This is a genomic window from Streptomyces sp. NPDC001137 (assembly GCF_040298885.1).
GTDB lineage: Bacteria > Actinomycetota > Actinomycetes > Streptomycetales > Streptomycetaceae > Streptomyces.
Genome location: NZ_JBEPBA010000014.1, coordinates 163,660 through 181,063 on the forward strand (window position 1 = coordinate 163,660; position 17,404 = coordinate 181,063).

Here is a 17,404-nt window from a genome sequence, read left to right on the forward strand (position 1 = left end):
GGGGAGATGAGGGATTACTGCTGTGATTGGCGAGTTAGTAGCGCTTCCAGCCACCGGAGTCGTACGACCCGCTGCCGACCGAGCCCTTGATCCACACCTTGCGGTGTCCGACGTACGAGCGGACCGGGCCGGCGTGCTGGGTGAACAGTCCCTTGTCGACGACGGGCTCGAAGCCGCGGGCCTGCAGGCTGACCATCATGGGGCGCTTGCCACCGGGGCTCTTGGGGACGGTGAGGGCGCAGAGGTAGTTGCCGCTCTTGTACAGCTTCACGGCCCCGGTGGAGAAGGTGAACGTCCTGATCTTGCGGCCCGCGCAGGAGGAGTCGGCGGCCTGCGCCTCCCCCGGCGCCGCGAGCGCAAGCAGCCCGGAAGCGGCCAGCACGGCAAGGAACGCCCCGAGCCGCCGCCGTATCGCACCACTGTCCACTGTCATCCCTCCCGTACCCCGGCGATGTACGTACGGGTGTACGGACGCAGGACGTATGTCGGATGGTTGCACGACCATCAGTAGGACGCGCCCACCGGCTCCTCGGGCTCGGCCTCCCCGATGAACGTCCGCCACAGCGCGGCATACCGCCCCTCCCGCGCCAGCAGCTCCTCGTGCGTGCCGTCCTCGACGACCCGGCCGTGGTCCATGACCACCACCCGGTCTGCGCGGGCGGCTGTGGTCAGGCGGTGGGCCACGACGAGGGTGGTGCGGCGGCCGGCCAGGCGGTCGGTGGCCTGGTTGACCTGGGCCTCGGTGGCCAGGTCGAGGGCCGCCGTGGCCTCGTCCAGGAGGAGGATGTCGGGGTCGACGAGTTCCGCGCGGGCCAGGGCGATCAGCTGGCACTGGCCGGCCGACAGGTTGCGGCCGCGTTCGGCGACCTCGTGGAGGTAGCCGCCGTCGAGCGTGGCGATCATCTCGTGCGCCCCGACCGCGCGGGCCGCCGCCTCGACCTCGGCATCGGTGGCGTCCGGGCGGCCGTAGGCGATGGCGTCGCGCACGGTGCCCTGGAAGAGGTACGCCTCCTGCGGGACGACGCCGAGACGGTGCCGGTAGGAGGTGAGGTCGAGGGTGCGCAGGTCCTGGCCGTCGACCGTGACCCGGCCGGCCGTGGGGTCGTAGAACCGTGCCACCAGCTTGACGAGGGTCGACTTGCCGGCGCCGGTCTCGCCGACGAAGGCGACGGTCTGCCCGGCCGGGATGCTCAACTCGATGCCGCCGAGCGCCTCTTCCCCTTCTGCCTCATCGGCGGAGCCGTACGCGAAGTGCACGTCCTCGAAGGCGACCTCGCCGCGCAGGGAGAGCACCTCGAGGGGTTCGTCGGCGGACTTGGTGGAGGTCGGCTCCTGGAGCAGTTCCTGGATGCGGCCGAGGGAGACGGTGGCCTGCTGGTAGCCGTCGAATACCTGAGAGAGCTGCTGGACCGGGGCGAAGAACAGGTCGATGTAGAGCAGGTAGGCGACCAGGGCTCCGGTCGTGAGCGTGGCGTCGTCGACCCTGCCCGCGCCCGAGATCAGCACGGCGGCGGCGGCCACGGACGACAGCAACTGCACGAAGGGGAAGTAGATCGAGATCAGCCACTGCCCCCGGATCCGGGCCCTGCGGTAGCTGTCGCTGCGCTCCGCGAACCGCCGGCCGCCGTCGCCCTCGCGCCGGAAGGCCTGCACGATCCGCAGCCCGGAGACGGACTCCTGGAGATCGGCGTTCACCACCGACACCCGCTCACGGGCCAGCTCGTACGCCTTCACGCTCGCCCGGCGGAAGAAGAACGTGGCGACGATCAGCGGCGGCAGCGTGGCGAAGACCACGAGCGCCAGCTGCACGTCGATCACCAGCAGGGCGACCATGATCCCGAAGAAGGTGACTACGGAGACGAAGGCCGTGACCAGCCCGGTTTGGAGGAAGGTGGACAGCGCGTCCACATCCGTCGTCATCCGCGTCATGATCCGGCCGGTCAGCTCCCGCTCGTAGTAGTCGAGTCCGAGCCGCTGGAGCTGGGCGAAGATCTTCAGCCGGAGCGAGTACAGGACCCGCTCCCCGGTGCGCCCGGTCATCCGGGTCTCACCGCGCTGCGCGGCCCACTGCACCACCACGGCGAGCAGCGCCAGCAGCGAGGCCGACCAGACCGCGCCGAGGGCCAGCTTGGAGACGCCCTGGTCGATGCCGTGCCGGATCATGATCGGCAGCAGCAGGCTCATGCCCGCGTCCACGGCGACGAGCCCCAGGCTGACCAGCAGCGGCAGCCCGAAGCCGCGCAGCAGCCGCTTCAGGCCGTACGACTCCTCCGGCCGCACCGCCCGCGCCTCGTCGATGTCCGGGGTGTCGTCCGCCGGGGGCAGCGCTTCGACCTCGGCGAGGAGTCCGGGGGTGGCGGGCATCCCGGCCAGCGCGGTGTCCTTGCGCTCGCGGTCACCGGTCCACAGCCGGGGCGTCAGCCCGCGCTCGGCGTCGAACTCGGCGTCCAGCTCGTCCCGTACCGAGGTGTCCTCGGCGGGGAGCGAGGGCTGGGTGTGGCCGGGCGATACGCCGCCGAGCTCGTCAGGGTCGGTGAGCAGACGGCGGTAGAGGGCGGACCGTTCCTGCAGCTCCTCGTGGGTGCCGATGTCGGCGAGGCGGCCGGCGTCGAGGACGGCTATGCGGTCGGCGAGGTTGAGCGTGGAGCGGCGGTGCGCGATGAGCAGGGTGGTGCGGCCCTGCATGACCTGCTTCAGCGCCTCGTGGATCTCGTGCTCCACGCGGGCGTCCACGGCGGAGGTGGCGTCGTCGAGGACGAGCAGGCGCGGGTCGGTGAGGATCGCGCGGGCGAGGGCGACACGCTGGCGCTGCCCGCCGGAGAGGGTCAGGCCGTGCTCGCCGACCTTGGTGTCGTAGCCGTCGGGGAGCTCGCGGATGAAACGGTCCGCCTGGGCGGCACGCGCGGCGGCCTCGATCTGCTCGTCGGTGGCGTCGGGGCGGCCGTAGGCGATGTTGCTGCGCACGGTGTCCGAGAAGAGGAAGGAGTCCTCGGGGACCAGCCCGATCGCGGCCCGCAGCGAGTCGAGGGTGAGCTCGCGGACGTCGTGGCCGCCGATGAGGACGGCGCCGTGCGTGACGTCGTAGAAGCGCGGGAGGAGAAGGGAGACCGTGGACTTGCCGGATCCGGAGGAGCCGACGACGGCGAGGGTCTCGCCGGGGCGGATCTCGAAGCTGAGCCCGTCGAGGACCGGGCGCTCATGGTCGTACCCGAAGGACACGTCGTCGAACTCGACGGTCGCGGGCGCGTCGGCGGGGAGTTCCTTCGTCCCGTCCGTCAGGGACGGCTCGGTGTCGATCAGCTCCAGGACGCGCTCGGTGCCCGCCCGCGCCTGCTGCCCGACCGTGAGGACCATGGCGAGCATGCGGACCGGGCCGACCAACTGGGCGAGGTAGGTGGAGAAGGCGACGAAGGTGCCGAGGGTGATGTGCCCGCGCACGGCCAGCCAGCCGCCGAGCGCCAGCATGGCGACCTGGCCGAGGGCGGGAACGGCCTGGAGCGCCGGGGTGTACGTGCTGTTCAGCCGGATGGTGCGCAGCCGCCCCGCGAACAGCCGGCGGCTGACCTCCCGGAGCTTTCCGGTCTCCTGGTCCTCCTGCCCGAAGCCCTTCACCACGCGTACGCCGCTGACGGCGCCGTCGACCACACCGGCGACGGCGGCGGCCTGGGCCTGCGCGTACCAGGTGGCGGGGTGCAGCTTGGAGCGGCTGCGCTTGGCGATCCACCACAGGGCGGGGGCCACGGCGAGGGCGACCAGGGTCAGCGGCAGCGACAGCCAGGCCATGATCACGAGGGAGATCAGGAAGAGCAGGAGGTTCCCGATGGTCATCGGGAGCATGAACAGCAGACCCTGGATCAGCTGGAGGTCGCTGGTGGCACGGCCGACGACCTGCCCGGTGGACAGCTCGTCCTGGCGCCGCCCGTCGAGCCGGGTGATCGTCTCGAACATCTCGGTCCGCAGGTCGTGCTGGACGTCGAGGGCGAGGCGTCCGCCGTAGTAGCGGCGTATGTAGGTGAGGACGTAGACGAGGACCGCGGCGCCGAGCAGGGCACCCGCCCAGGGGGCCATACGGCGGCTGTGGTCACCGATGACATCGTCGATGATCACCTTGGTGACCAGCGGGACCAGCGCCATGACGGCCATGCCGCCGAGGGAGGAGCCGAGGGCGAGGAGGACGTCCTTCGGGTAGCGCCAGGCGTATCCCGCCAGCCGTCGTGCCCATCCCCGTTGCGGTTCCACGCGGGTGCCCTCCGTCGCTCAGAAGTCCTGATCTACCGGAAGGCACCAACACGCGCCGGGGCGGATTTCATCCCCCCGCAACAAAACAGGGGCGGGGCTCAGACCCGTACCCGCAGGTGGTAGAAGCGCGTCGTCTGTACGGCGTTCTGATTGTCGTCGCTGACCAGCAGCACCTTCAGGCGGCCCTTCGAGTACCCCGTGATCGCCATTCCCTCGATGTTGTCGAGGAGGGGGTTGGGCTGGGGCTGTTTGGCCGTCGCTCCCAGTGACGGGCAGGTCACCATGTCCGTGAGGAGGGTCTTCCTGATCGGGCGGACGCCGGACTGCCCCGTCAGGTTCTCGATGCCGCTGGTGTCCGTCGCGTGCCGCGGGTCGGCCAGATAGAGGCGGACCGTGTTGCCGACGCCGGAGGTGAAGCCGCGCTCCAGGACGAGCAGACGGCCGTCGGGCGTGGCCTGGACCTCGGGAACGCCGAGCCCGGAGTCGACCGGGTACGCGTACTGGGCACCGAGCCGGAAGTGCCCGCCCTTCGTCCGCTCCCAGGTCTGGAAGCGGACGATGTCCGTGGCGTCGCCGGAGATCGCGTTCTCCATCGACGCCAGCAGGGTGTGGCCGCCGGGGAGGAGGGTCAGGCCCTCGAAGGTCTGGTTGGCCGTGGCGCGTCCGGCGGGGGCGACGAGGAGCGAGGACGGGACCGGGAGGCGGTCGAGGATCCTGCCGTCCGTGCTGTAGCGGCGGATCGACGGCTCGGTCTCCGAGGTGATCAGGCGGGTGCCGTCACCGTCGATGACCAGGCCCTCGCTGTCGAGCGCGGCGCCCTTCTCGTCGGCGAGCGGGACGACGGACCGCGGCGCGAGGGTCTTCCGGTCCAGGCTGAACAGCGAGGAGCGGTCCTCCAGGGCGGCCAGCGATCCGTCGCGGTCCACGGCGAGCGCGGAGAAGTTGCCGACGAAGGTGTCCTGGTACGTCGTCTTGTCGAGCGCGTCGGAGAAGCGGTCGATGGAGACGGAGGGCGAACAGGCGTGGCCCTGCCGGGCGTCGGCGGTGGCGGGCCCGGCGGCGGTCAGACTGGTGGCCGCCGCCAGGGCCGCGGTGGCGGTCGCGAGTACGGTTCTCAGGCGCATGGGCGTCACCGTAGGGCGGGTGGGTGACGGGCGGGAGACCGGGAGGGGTCAACTCGCGGCGAGATCGCGGTGAATGACCTTGGCGACGCCCTGGATGGTGTTGATGCCGTAGTTCATGGTGCTGTTGCCCCACGTCAGCACCGTGATCATGTAGTCGTGGCCGCCGCCGTCGAAGGTGCCCACGCTGTGTACGCGCCAGCCGTGCGTGGAGCGCTGCAGCCAGCCGTTCTTGACGTGGACCGAGACGCCGGAGGGCGCTCCGTACGGTGTGCCCCAGCGCTGCGAGGAGATGACCTGGCTCATCAACTTCAGGATGTAGGCACGGGCGTTGTCGCTCAGGACCGTGTTCTGCGCGGTGATCAGCTTGAGCAGCTTCTGCTCGTCGGTGACGTTGATCTGGGTCAGGCCCCAGTAGCCGTTCGCGCCGGGGACGGTCTTCGTCATGCCGGCGGCGCTCAGGAAGCCCTTGATCTTCGTCAGGCCCAGCTGCTTCCAGAGCTTGCTGGTCGCGGTGTTGTCCGACTTGGTGATCATGGCCTTGGCCAGCGAGGCCTCGGTGTCGGTCAGATAGCGGTTGTGCTTCTTCGCGTCCCACAGCAGCGTGGCGAGGACGGTGACCTTCACGACGCTGGCGGAGTCGTAGGAAGAGGTGGCCCGCAGCGAGCAAGTCGTGTTCGTGGAGCGGTCGTAGAGCCCGACCGCGACGGTGCCCGTGCGGTTCGCGAGGGCGGCGGTGATGTCCTTCTGGAGCTTGGTGGCCAGGGCCGCCTTGGAGGACGTGCAGCTGACGGTCGGTGTGGTGGCGGCCGCGGCGGGCGAGGCGGCGGCCACCGCGGGTATGAGTACACCGAGCCCGAGGGCTCCGGTGGCGAGCGCTCTGGCGCGTCTGGTGGAAGTCCGGTGAGTCATGCCCCTGTTGACGCACGAGTTCGACTGAATGGTTGTACGCATCAGCGGGCCCGTTGGGCAAAGGAAGCACAAGGCGTTACCGCGGCCTGGGCCGATTCACAGGCAGGTGCCAGGTTCGCCACAGCGCGCACTCACTCCGCCTGCGGACGATGCGCTCGTGACATCTGCCACCGATCCACTCCCCCACACCCCCGAGACCGTGTCCGCCGACTGGCCGCCGCCGGCCCCGCCCGCGGTGCCCCCGGACAGGGCGCCCCGCTGGTCGCTGCCGGCGCTCATCGCGATCCTGGTCCTGGCGGCGGTCCTGTATGCCTGGAACCTCTCCGGCTCCAGCATGAACACCTTCTACAGCGGTGCCGTCTGGGCGGGCACGCAGAGCTGGAAGGCGTGGTTCTTCGGATCGCTGGACCCGGGCAACTTCCTGACCGTCGACAAACCGCCGTTCGCGCTCATGGTCATGGGTCTGTCCTGTCGCGTCCTCGGCTTCGGCACCTGGCAGATGATGGCGCCGATGATCGCGGTGGCCCTCGCCACCATCTGGATCCTGCACGCCCATGTGAAGCGGGTGTGGGGGCACGGCGCGGCAGCCGTCGCGGCGCTGGTGCTGGCGCTCACCCCGATCACCGTCGCCATCAACCGCGACAACAACCCGGACACCCTGCTCGTCTTCCTCATGGTGGCGGGCGCGGCGCTGGCGTTCCGCGCCACCCGTGACGAGAAGCTGCTGCCGCTGCTCGGCTCGGCCGCCTGCTTCGGCCTCGCCTTCAACACCAAGCTGCTCGCGGGCTGGATCGCCCTCCCGGCCGTCTTCGCGCTCTACCTCCACGCGTCGAAGGCCCCTTGGGTGAAGCGCATGGTCAACCTGCTCCTCGCCGCGGTGGTGCTGGCCGTCTCCAGCTTCTGGTGGGCCCTCGCCGTCTCGCTGGTCCCGGCAGCCGACCGGCCCTACATCGGCGGCTCCACGGACGGCTCCGCCTGGGACCTGATCATGGGCTACGACGGTCTCGGCCGCGTCTTCGGCGGTGAGGGCAACGGCGCAGGCCGCGGTGGCGGTGGCGGCGGCTTCTCCGGTTCCGCGGGCCTGGGCCGGATGTTCAACGACATCCTCGGCGGCCAGATCTCCTGGCTGCTGCCCTTCTCCGCGATCGCCCTGATCGGGGGACTGGTCCTGTGCGGGCGCGCCCCGCGCACCGACCTGCGCCGGATGGCACTCGTCCTGTGGGGCGGCTGGACTCTGCTGCACTACGTGATCTTCGCGACCGCCCAGGGCACCATGCACCCGTACTACACGACCGCGCTCGCCCCGGGCATCGCGGCGCTGTGCGGCGGCGGTGGCGCGATGCTGCTGGACGCCTTCCGCCGCGACCGGCGTTGGGTGTGGGTGCTTCCAGTCGCCTTCGGCGTCACCGGTGTCTGGGCGATCGTCCTGCTCCGTCGCGCCTCGGGCTGGAACACCTGGCTGTGGCCCACGATCGGCGTCCTGACCGTGGCCGGCATCGTCGGCATGCTGGTGTCCCTCCCCCGCTCTCGGCCCCGCCCGAGCGGCGGAACCCCCATCGGCTCCCGCGCGCGGTTGCTCACCGCGTCCCTGGCGGCGGCGGTCGTCGCGGCCCTCGCGGGCCCGACGGCGTACGCGGCCTCGCCGGCCTTCGGCTCCTCCGGCGGCATGATGGGCGGCACCAACCCGACGGCCGGCCCGTCGACGGGAGGCGGCTTCGGCGGCGGACCCAGCGGCAACCGCGGCGGCTTCCCGGGCGGCGGCACCGAGGCAGGCGGCCGGACCGAGGGCACAGGCGGCTTCCCCGGCGGCGGACAGCAGGGCCAGAACGGCGAACTGCCCGGCGGCGGTGGGATGATGCCGGGCGGCGGGAACGGCGAACTGCCGGGCGGCGCCCCGCAGGGCGGCGGCCGAACGCCCGGCGGCAACGGCGAGACGGGCGGTACGTCCGGACAGGGCGGCTTCGCCCGCGGCGGCATGGGCGGCGGCCCCGGTGGTATGGGCGGCGCGGACAGCGAGCTCATCTCGTACCTGAAGGAGCACCAGGACGGCGCCACGTGGCTGCTCGCGGTGTCCAACTCGCAGAGCGCCGCCCAGATCGAGCTCAGCGCCAGGGAACCGGTCATCTCCATGTGGGGCTTCACCGGCTCCGACAACGCGATGACGGTCGCCAGGCTCAAGGAGCTGGTGAAGAAGGGCGAGCTGCACTACATCCAGATCGGCAGCGCAGGCATGGGCGGCGGCCCCGGTGGCGGCAGCAACCTCAGCACCGAGGTGTCGAACTGGGTGCAGCAGCACGGCACGGCGGTCAAGGAGAGCGCCTACAGCAAGAGTTCGACCTCGAACGCGACCCCGAACACGAACTCCTCGTCGTCCTCGTCCGGTTCGAACTCGTCGTCGCTCTATCGCCTGGACCCGTCGGACGTCAGCTGACGGACTCCGACACCGAGGGGCCCCGGCCACATTGGCCGGGGCCCCTTTTTACGTCCCGTTTACCTGCTTGACCTCATGTCCATGTCACCCTCCTTCTTGCCGCCTCCATTCAACCCGCGTAGATGGGAACCCCCACATGACGGCGACACGCACCCGCCGCTGGAAGTCGGTGGCCTGGGCCACCGCGGCCGTCCTGGTCGGCCTCACCGCCCCGGCCCTGACGGCGACTCCGGCCGGCGCCACGACGGCCGACTACGACTCGACGTACTACAAGAACGCGATCGGAAAGTCGGGCGCGAGCCTCAAGTCGTCCCTGCACACGATCATCAGCAGCCAGACGAAGATCTCGTACTCCGCGGTCTGGAACGCGCTGAAGGTCACCGACCAGGACCCCAACAACAGCAACAACGTGATCCTGCTGTACAGCGGCGTCTCCCGCGCCAAGTCCCTGAGCGGCGGTGACGTCGGCGACTGGAACCGCGAGCACGTATGGGCCAAGTCCCACGGCGACTTCGGCGAGGTGACCGGGCCCGGCACCGACCTGCACCACCTGCGCCCCGCGGACGTCCAGGTCAACAGCACCCGCGGCAACCTGGACTTCGACGAGGGCGGCAGCGCGGTCACGGGCGGCGGCGGCAGCAAGGTCGACTCCGACTCCTTCGAGCCGCGCGACGCGGACAAGGGCGATGTCGCCCGCATGATCCTCTACATGGCCGTGCGCTACGACGGCGGCGACGGCTTCGCCGACCTGGAGCCCAACGAGAAGGTCAACAACGGCAGCAACCCGTACATCGGCAAGCTCTCGGTCCTCAAGCAGTGGAACGACGAGGACCCGCCGAGCGCCTTCGAGGAAAAGCGCAACCAGGTCATCTACGACACCTACCAGCACAACCGCAACCCGTTCATCGACCACCCGGAGTGGGTGGACGCGATCTGGTAGTCAGGCCCGAGCGGCCCCGGTGGCGGCGAGCCTGATCCGGGACCGGGACCGCTCCGCCCCGTCCGTCCAGCACTGCCGGATCACTACGGGACCGAGACGCCGTATCGCCGCAGCAGTCCGTCTACGTACGCCTCCAGGCGCTCTTCCACGAACTCCCGCACCAGCGGACCAAGCCGTTCACCGTCGTGGCCGTGTGTGAAGTCGAAGAGCATGTCTCCATTCACTCACGTCACTCAGCCTGCTCTCAGCCCAGATGCGTCGCCGCGAACATCCGCAGCACCGCCGGCAGAACCACCACGGACGGCCCGGCTGACGCCAGCGCCTTCGCCAGGTCCGTCTCGAGGGTCTCCGGCGTCGTACGCATCCCCGGCACCCCGAAGGACTCCGCCAGCGCGACATAGTCCGGCCGCGACAGCTCCGTCGCCGTCGCCTGGCCGAACGTGTCCGTCATGTACTCGCGCAGGATGCCGTAGCCGCCGTCGTCGACGATCAGCCAGGTGACGTTGAGGTCGTACTGGCGGGCCGTCGCCAGTTCCGCGATCGAGTACAGGGCGCCGCCGTCGCCCGAGACCGCCAGGACCGGTCGGGTCGGGTCGGCCGCCGCCGCGCCCAGGGCCGCCGGGAAGCCGTAGCCGAGGCCGCCGGCACCCTGGGCGGAGTGCAGGAGGTTGGGGCCCTTGGCGTCGAAGGCCGACCAGGCCCAGTAGGCGAGGATGGTCATGTCCCAGAAGGACGGGGAGTCGGCGGGCAGCGCCCGGCGGACGGAGGCCAGCACGTCCTGTTCCAGGGTGAGTTCCTGGGCGGCGATGCGATCGGTGACCTTCGACAGGACCGTACCGACCCGCTCCGGCGCCGTGGGGTCGGTGCGCTCCGACACCGTCTCCAGCAGCGCCTGCAACGCCAGGCGCGCATCCGCGTGGATGCCCAGCGCAGGGTGGTTGGACTCCAGTTTGCCGAGGTCCGCCTCGATCTGGATGACCCGGCCGCGGGGCTTGAACGTGTGGTAGTTGGAGGAGAGTTCGCCCAGGCCCGAGCCGACCACCAGCAGGACGTCCGCGTCCTCCAGGAAGTCCGTCGTGTGCCGGTCCTCAATCCAGGACTGGAGGGACAGCGGATGCTTCCAGGGGAAGGCCCCCTTGCCGCCCGGTGTCGTCACCACCGGCGCCTGCAACACCTCCGCCAGCTGCCGCAGCTTGCCCGAGGCGTCCGCCCGTACCACTCCCCCGCCCGCGATGATCGCCGGGCGTTCGGCGCGCGACAGCAGGTCGGCGGCCACGGCCGTCAGCTCGGGGCGCGGCACCACGTCCTCCGGTGTCGCGTCCACCCCCGTCACCACCGGCAGCGAGGTCTGCGCCAGCAGTACGTCCTGCGGGATCTCCACCCACACCGGTCCGTGCGGGGCGGTCAGGGCCGACTTCCAGGCCGCCGCGATCGCGGACGGGATCTGGGACTGGGTGCGGACCGTATGGACCGACTTCACCACGCCCCGGAACGAGGCCGCCTGGTCCGGGAGTTCGTGCAGATAGCCGTGCCTGCCGCCGCCCAGCCCCGCCGTCGGGATCTGGCTGCTGATCGCCAGCACGGGCGCCGAGGCCGCGGCCGCCTCCTGCAACGCGGCCAGGGAGGTCAGGGCTCCGGGGCCGGTCGACAGGAGCAGCGGTGCCGCCTCGCCCGTGATCCGGCCGTACGCGTCCGCCGCGAACCCCGCGTTGTTCTCCACCCGCAGGCCCACGTACCGCAGCGCCGACCGGCGCAGCGCGTCGAACATGCCCAGCGCGTGCTGGCCGGGCAGGCCGAAGACCGTCGTAGCGCCGAGTCCGGCGAGCGTCTCCACGACCAGGTCTCCGCCGTTGCGGCCGGGAGGAGGGTTCAGAGCGGCGGAGATCTGCGCCTCGGTCGGGCGGAGCTCCAGGTCGTGGTCGTGGGTCACTTCGCGCGGGCCTCGGCAATCTGGCGGGACATGATCGTGGTCAGTTCGTACGCCGTGTGGGACGCGGCCACCGACGTGATCTCCGCGTGATCGTACGCGGGGGCCACCTCGACGACGTCCGCCGAGACCAGGTTGCAGGAGGCGAGGCCGCGCAGGATCTCCAGCAGCTCGCGGGAGGTCATGCCGCCCGCCTCCGGGGTGCCCGTGCCGGGTGCGTGGGCCGGGTCGAGGCAGTCGATGTCGATCGAGATGTACAGCGGGCGGTCACCGATGCGCTGCCGCAGCTGGTCGGCGACCTCGTCGGCGCCCCGGCGGTAGATGTCCGCCGAGGTGACGATGCCGAAGCCCATCTTCTCGTCGTCGGTGAGGTCCTGCTTGCCGTAGAGCGGGCCGCGCGTGCCCACGTGGGAGAGCGCGGACGTGTCGAGGATGCCCTCCTCCACGGCCCGCCGGAACGGGGTCCCGTGCGTGTACTCGGCGCCGAAGTACGTGTCCCAGGTGTCGAGGTGGGCGTCGAAGTGGAGCAGGGCGACCGGGCCGTGCTTCTTCGCCACCGAGCGCAGGAGGGGCAGCGCGATGGTGTGGTCGCCGCCGAGGGTCATCAGACGGGCGCCCGTCCCCAGCAGCTCGTCCGCCGCGGCCTCGACGGTCTCCACGGCCTCGTTGATGTTGAACGGGTTCACCGCGATGTCCCCGCCGTCCGCCACCTGCGCCAGCGCGAACGGGGACGCGTCCTGCGCCGGGTTGTACGGCCGCAGCAGCCGGGACGCCTCACGGATCGCGTTGCCGCCGAAGCGGGCGCCCGGCCGGTACGAGACGCCCGAGTCGAACGGCACGCCCACCACGGCGACATCGGCGCGGCCGACCTCGTCGAGGCGGGGCAGCCGGGCGAAGGTCGCGGGTCCGGCGTACCGCGGGATGCGGGAGGAGTCGACGGGTCCGCGGGGCGTCTCGTTGCTGCTCATGACCTGATGCCTTCTTTCCTACGCTTCATCGCGTATGGAGTGATAAGTAATGATTCTCGTACGACTCTACTGGGCAGCCGGGACCGGTTCGGACGCGAGTTCGGAGGACCGTCCCGCGAGACGCTCGCGCCAGGTGGCGAGGACAAGCTCGTCCGTGGGCTTCGTCCCCAGGGAGACCGCCACATATGCGACGAGGGACGACAGAAGGCCGTAGTAGACGGGCTCGTTGGCGAGGATGCCGTAGCCGGCCATCAGGCCGATGACCGCGAGGCCACCGACGACCACGGAGGCGAGGGCGCCCTGCACGGTGCCGCGCTTCCACAGCAGGCCGCCCAGGATGGGCACGAGAAGCCCGCCGACCAGCAGGTTGTACGCCACCGTCAGCGCCTCGACGACGTTGTTGAGCGCGATCGCCGTACCGATCACCGCGAGGCCCATGATCAGGATGAAGGCGCGGTTGCCCTTGACCTCGTCGTGCTCGCCGTCGGACCTGCGTACGGCTCCCCGCAGCCGCGACCAGATGTCGTTGTTGGCCACGGTCGCGCAGGCGATCAGCGCGCCGGACGAGGTCGACATCACGGCGGCGAGCGCGGCGGCCAGCACCAATCCCCGCACACCGACGGGGAGTTCGTCCTTGACGATGGTCGCGAAGGCGTCGTCCGGGCTGCCCAGCTTCGGGTACAGCACCTTGGCGGCCGTACCGATGACGGCGCCGGCGAGGGCGTACGCCAGACAGTAGGTGCCCGCGACCGTGCCGCCCCACTTCGCGGTCGTGTCGCTGCGGGCGGTGAAGACGCGCTGCCAGATGTCCTGCCCGATGAGCATGCCGAACGTGTAGATCAGGACATAGGTGAAGATCGTCTCGCCTCCGATGCCCAGCGGGTCGAAGTACGCGGTGGGCAGCTTGGCCTTCATCTCGGAGAAACCGCCCGCCTTGACGACCGCGATCGGCAGCAGGAGCAGCAGCACGCCGATGGTCTTCACCACGAACTGCACCATGTCGGTGAGCGTGATCGACCACATGCCGCCGAGCGTCGAGTACGCGACCACGATCGAGCCGCCGAGGATGATCGCGACCGTGCGGTTCATGTCGAAGAGCACGTCGAAGATCGTGGCGTACGCGATGGTGGACGTCACCGCGAGCATGAGCGTGTACGCCCACATGACCACACCTGAGATGACGCCCGCGCGGCCGCCGTACCTGAGATCCAGCATCTCGGAGACGGTGTAGACCTTCAGGCGGGCGATGCGGGCGGAGAAGAAGACGGACAGGGCGAGCAGCCCGAGGCCGATGGTGAAGACCATCCAGGCGCCGGAGAGGCCGTACTGGTAGCCGAGGCCCACGCCGCCGATGGTGGACGCGCCGCCGAGGACGATCGCGGCCATGGTGCCGGAGTACATGGCGGGCCCGAGGCGGCGCCCCGCGACCAGGAACTCGCTCTTCGACCTGGCGCGGCGCATGCCCCACCAGCCCATGGCCAGCATTCCGGCCAGATAGACGACGATCACTGTGTAGTCGATGGCCACGGGGCCCTCCTTCGCTCGGTCTCGCCGGCGGGTGATGAGCACTGACACTAGGTGGCTGAAAAGCGACTGCGAAGTGTACGTTTCATCCATTCGAGCCGTACGGGGTGGAGGGAGCGCACACCATGCCGGACTCCGCGGTTCCCGCCACGCCACCCACGCCACCCGTGCCTCTTTCGGCACTCCTGGCCCGCGAGGACCTGGCGCTGCGGCAGATCGCCGGGCCGGCCGACCCCGGCATCGTCATCCACTGGGCGCACACCTCGGAGATGGCCGACCCGTACCCGTATCTGCTGGGCGGGGAGCTGCTGCTGACCGCCGGGGTCCATGTCCCGGAGGCCGCCGGTTCCGGCACGTACTTCGACGACTACGTGGCGAGGATCGTGGCGGCGGGCGGCGCGGCCCTCGGCTTCGGCCTGGCTCCCGTGCACGACACGGTGCCGCGCGCCCTGGTGGCGGCGTGCGACGCGCACGGGCTGCCGCTCGTCGAGGTCCCTGAGCAGACCACGTTCTCCGGCATCGCCCGTGCGGTCTGGCAGCTGATGGCCCAGGCCCGCCTCGCCGAACTGCGCCGGGTGACGGAGGCCCAGCAGAGCCTCGCGGCGGCGGCCTCCCGCCCGGACCCGGTGCCGTCGGTGCTGCGGCAGCTGGCCCAGCGGGTGAGCGGCCGGGCGGTGCTGTACGGGCCGGAGGGAACGGAGATCGCCTCCGTGGGGCGTCCGGTGGAGACCGGCGTCCGGGAGGCGCTGGCCCGGCTCGCGGAGGTCGTACGCCCCTCCGGTCCGGGGACGCCCACCTCCGCCACCGACACGGCCGCCGGCACCCACCTCGCCGCCTACGCCCTCGGTGCCGGGCAGGGTTTCGTGCTCGGGGTCGCCGCGCCGCAACGGGAACCCGGCGATCACACCATCGCCTCCGTGGCCACGGTCCTGCTCTCCCTCCTCACCGGCGAGCACCAGAGCGGCACGGGGGCGGCGCGGTCGTCCGCGCTGGTACGGCTGCTGCTGGGCGCACCGCCCGCCGAGGTGGCCGCCCTCCTCGGGCCCGGCCCCTGGCTCGTGGTGCACGCCCGGCCGGACGCCCAGGCACCCGACCCGGTGGCCGCCTCGGCCCTGGGCGCCGCCCTGGGGTCGCCGCTGGTCGACCTGGCCGACGATCTCGTACGGGTCCTGGTGCCCGCCGACCGCGAGCCGGCCGCGCAGCCGGGCTGGACGCTGGGCGTCAGCGCCGCCTCGGCCCCGTCCGGGTGGCCTGCCGCCGACACCCAGGCCGCCCGCGCGCTGGCCCGCGCCCGCGCCACCCGCGCGGCCCTGGTCCGGCACGGCGACCGGGCGGGCCTCGCCGACCTGGTGCCGCCCGAGGAGGCCGCGGCACACGCCCGGACGCTCCTCGCCCCGATCGCGGGCACCCCCGCGCTCGCCGAGACCCTGCGCGCCTGGCTGTCCCTGCACGGCAGTTGGGACCGTACGGCCGTCGCGCTGTCCGTGCACCGCAACACGGTCCGCCAGCGCATCGCCCGCTGCGCCACGCTCCTCGACACGGACCTGGACGACCCGGACGTACGCATGGAGCTGTGGTTCGCGCTGCGGCGGCAATAAACGCAGCAATGGCCCCGGAGGCAATAGGTACGCAGGTCAGGCAGGCAAGGGCCCCATGTCGCTGAGTACTTGAATCCTCCCCCCTCGTAAACGAGGGGGATTCCTGGCTCAGGCTGCCTCCGGGAGCGGCGCTCCCGGGGGTCTTACGCCGTCGGCGCCAGCCGGGTTGAGACCAGCCCGGACGAGCATCACGCGGGCGGAGTTCTTGTCCCGGGGGGACACGGTTCCGCACGCGGTGCAGGTATATGTTCGTTCCGACAGCGGCAGGGCGTGCTTGGCTCTCGCTCCGCAGTGCGCGCAGTCCATGGTGGTGTGGGCCGGGTGCACCAGGTGGACGATCCGGCCGTGCTTGCGGGCCATCTCCAGCAGGGCCTGTTTGGTGGCGCCAATCGCCGCGTCAGCGGCCTTGCGGGCCAGCTTCGACTTGGCGAGGAACCTGGGCCGGAAGTCCTCCACCGCCATCGCGTCGTGGTCGGTCACCACGCGCTTGGCCCATTTGCGGCTGGTGTCCTGCCGCTGCCGGGCGATCTTCGCGTAGGTCTTCGCTCGCCACTTCTTCGCCTCCCGGTAGCCCTTCGATCCGGCCTGCCCCTTCTTCGGCTGGCGGCGGGCCATCATCCGGTCGTAACGCTCCAGCTTGGCCTGGGCCTTCTTGCCGTGCTGGACGTGCGGGAGGTCGTGGACGTCGGAGGTGGTGGTCGCGGTCTGTTTCACGCCCCAGTCGATGCCGATCACCTGGCCGGTCTCCGGCAGCGACTGCACCTCGGCGGGGACCACGAACGAGCAGTACCAGTGCCCCAGCGTGTCCTGGTAGACACGCACCGAGGAGGCCTCGGCGGGCAACTCCCGCGACCACACCGGCGTCAGGACGATGCCCCCGGCCAGGTGCAGACGGCCGTCCTTCAGACGGAAGCCACGCTTGGTGTAGTTCAGGCTCGGCAGGGCCTCGCGCTTCTTCTTCCACCCCGGCATCCCGGCCCGCTGCCGCTGAGGAAGGCACTCGCGGATGTCCTTCTGCGCCTTCGCCCTGGACTTCCCGAAGTCGCGAATGACCTGCTGCTGCGGCACTGAGCTGCCCTCACGCAGCCACGGCGTCCCGGCGCGGGCCCCGGTCAGCATCTTGTCGAGCTGCGCCGGACCGCACGTCTCCTTGCCAGCGCCTTCGGGCCGGGTCTTGTTCCGGGCGTGGACCTGCTGAGACTTGGCCACGGACTCGTTCCACACCCACCGGCACCGGTCCCACTCGTCCAGCAGCCGGGCGAGCGCGGTGGACGACACGCGCAGGCGGAACGTCCACCGCGCATGCCCGGCTTCCTCCGTGACCGCCCCCACTACCGCCACACCCTCACCCCCTCTACGTCCCTCGAACCGAACGTCCGCAGCCCGCCGACGCCTTGCGATAAGACCGTACGTACGACAACCGCACGCCCGTACCCCGATAGCGCGTCCACCACTCCAACCAGCGACTACCGGTACACACGTTCGTATTTCCCCGGGTCCGTCAAGCAGCCATGCGGGTGCTCCGCGCCCACAAATCAGTGAGATCGTGCACCTGCTCGAGGTCGCGTGCGGCGCTCCCGTGACAGACGCCGGATCGCCCGGCGGCGATCCAGCTACCCCTGCCCCCCACGCGGGAAGCCGGATTCCTCCCCGGCGTGAAGGCCAGGGCATCCGCCGGTCACAAGGTGACGCGCGTCCCAGCGCGCCGGACGCCAGGGAATCGCGCAGGCGACTGCCTCACAAT

Annotated in this window: 12 protein-coding genes; 3 read left to right on the top strand and 9 right to left on the bottom strand. The window is 70.8% G+C overall.

Annotated features, from left to right (window positions below):
* Positions 1-34: 34 nt before the first annotated feature.
* The 4 genes from ABT254_RS26930 to ABT254_RS26945 form a co-directional block, all read right to left on the bottom strand.
* Positions 35-427 carry a hypothetical protein gene (locus ABT254_RS26930; protein WP_351475262.1) on the bottom strand — a complete coding sequence of 131 codons (393 nt, stop codon included), beginning with the start codon at positions 425-427 and terminating at the stop codon, positions 35-37.
* Positions 428-504: 77 nt separating this feature from the next.
* On the bottom strand, positions 505-4,239 hold the full coding sequence (locus tag ABT254_RS26935) for an ABC transporter ATP-binding protein (protein WP_351475071.1): 3,735 nt from the start codon (positions 4,237-4,239) through the stop codon (positions 505-507).
* Positions 4,240-4,337: 98 nt separating this feature from the next.
* Positions 4,338-5,363, bottom strand: a complete 1,026-nt coding sequence (locus ABT254_RS26940) for an esterase-like activity of phytase family protein (protein ID WP_351475074.1) — start codon at positions 5,361-5,363, stop codon at positions 4,338-4,340.
* 48 nt (positions 5,364-5,411) lie between these two features.
* The gene (locus tag ABT254_RS26945; protein WP_351475077.1) at positions 5,412-6,272 is read right to left on the bottom strand and encodes a serine hydrolase; all 861 of its coding nucleotides are present in this window, start codon (positions 6,270-6,272) and stop codon (positions 5,412-5,414) included.
* Between the two features lie 157 nt (positions 6,273-6,429).
* Between ABT254_RS26945 and ABT254_RS26950 the strand changes: the two genes are divergently transcribed.
* Positions 6,430-8,703, top strand: coding sequence for an ArnT family glycosyltransferase (locus ABT254_RS26950; protein ID WP_351475080.1), 2,274 nt, complete (start codon positions 6,430-6,432; stop codon positions 8,701-8,703).
* A 136-nt stretch (positions 8,704-8,839) separates the two neighbouring features.
* Positions 8,840-9,643 (top strand): endonuclease I family protein, encoded by an 804-nt coding sequence (locus tag ABT254_RS26955; protein WP_351475083.1) that lies wholly within the window; start codon positions 8,840-8,842, stop codon positions 9,641-9,643.
* Between the two features lie 83 nt (positions 9,644-9,726).
* Here the strand turns inward: ABT254_RS26955 and ABT254_RS26960 are convergent, their stop codons facing one another.
* The 4 genes from ABT254_RS26960 to ABT254_RS26975 all read right to left on the bottom strand — a co-directional run bounded on the left by ABT254_RS26960 (position 9,727) and on the right by ABT254_RS26975 (position 14,065).
* Positions 9,727-9,855 carry a hypothetical protein gene (locus ABT254_RS26960; protein WP_351475086.1) on the bottom strand — a complete coding sequence of 43 codons (129 nt, stop codon included), beginning with the start codon at positions 9,853-9,855 and terminating at the stop codon, positions 9,727-9,729.
* Between the two features lie 32 nt (positions 9,856-9,887).
* Entirely contained in the window at positions 9,888-11,573 is a 1,686-nt protein-coding gene (locus tag ABT254_RS26965; protein WP_351475089.1) for a thiamine pyrophosphate-binding protein, read from the bottom strand.
* Entirely contained in the window at positions 11,570-12,538 is a 969-nt protein-coding gene (speB, locus tag ABT254_RS26970) for an agmatinase (RefSeq protein WP_093721207.1), read from the bottom strand. Before speB ends, ABT254_RS26965 begins: the two co-directional genes overlap by 4 nt.
* Positions 12,539-12,604: 66 nt before the next feature.
* Positions 12,605-14,065, bottom strand: a complete 1,461-nt coding sequence (locus ABT254_RS26975) for a sodium:solute symporter family protein (protein ID WP_351475092.1) — start codon at positions 14,063-14,065, stop codon at positions 12,605-12,607.
* A 122-nt stretch (positions 14,066-14,187) separates the two neighbouring features.
* Here ABT254_RS26975 and ABT254_RS26980 point away from each other — a divergent pair, with 122 nt between their 5' ends.
* Positions 14,188-15,660, top strand: coding sequence for a PucR family transcriptional regulator (locus tag ABT254_RS26980; protein ID WP_351475095.1), 1,473 nt, complete (start codon positions 14,188-14,190; stop codon positions 15,658-15,660).
* Between the two features lie 108 nt (positions 15,661-15,768).
* On the opposite strand, the gene ABT254_RS26985 is transcribed toward ABT254_RS26980, so the two are convergent.
* Complete coding sequence (locus tag ABT254_RS26985; protein WP_351475097.1) at positions 15,769-17,001, bottom strand: RNA-guided endonuclease InsQ/TnpB family protein; 1,233 nt, start codon at positions 16,999-17,001, stop codon at positions 15,769-15,771.
* Positions 17,002-17,404 lie beyond the last annotated feature (403 nt).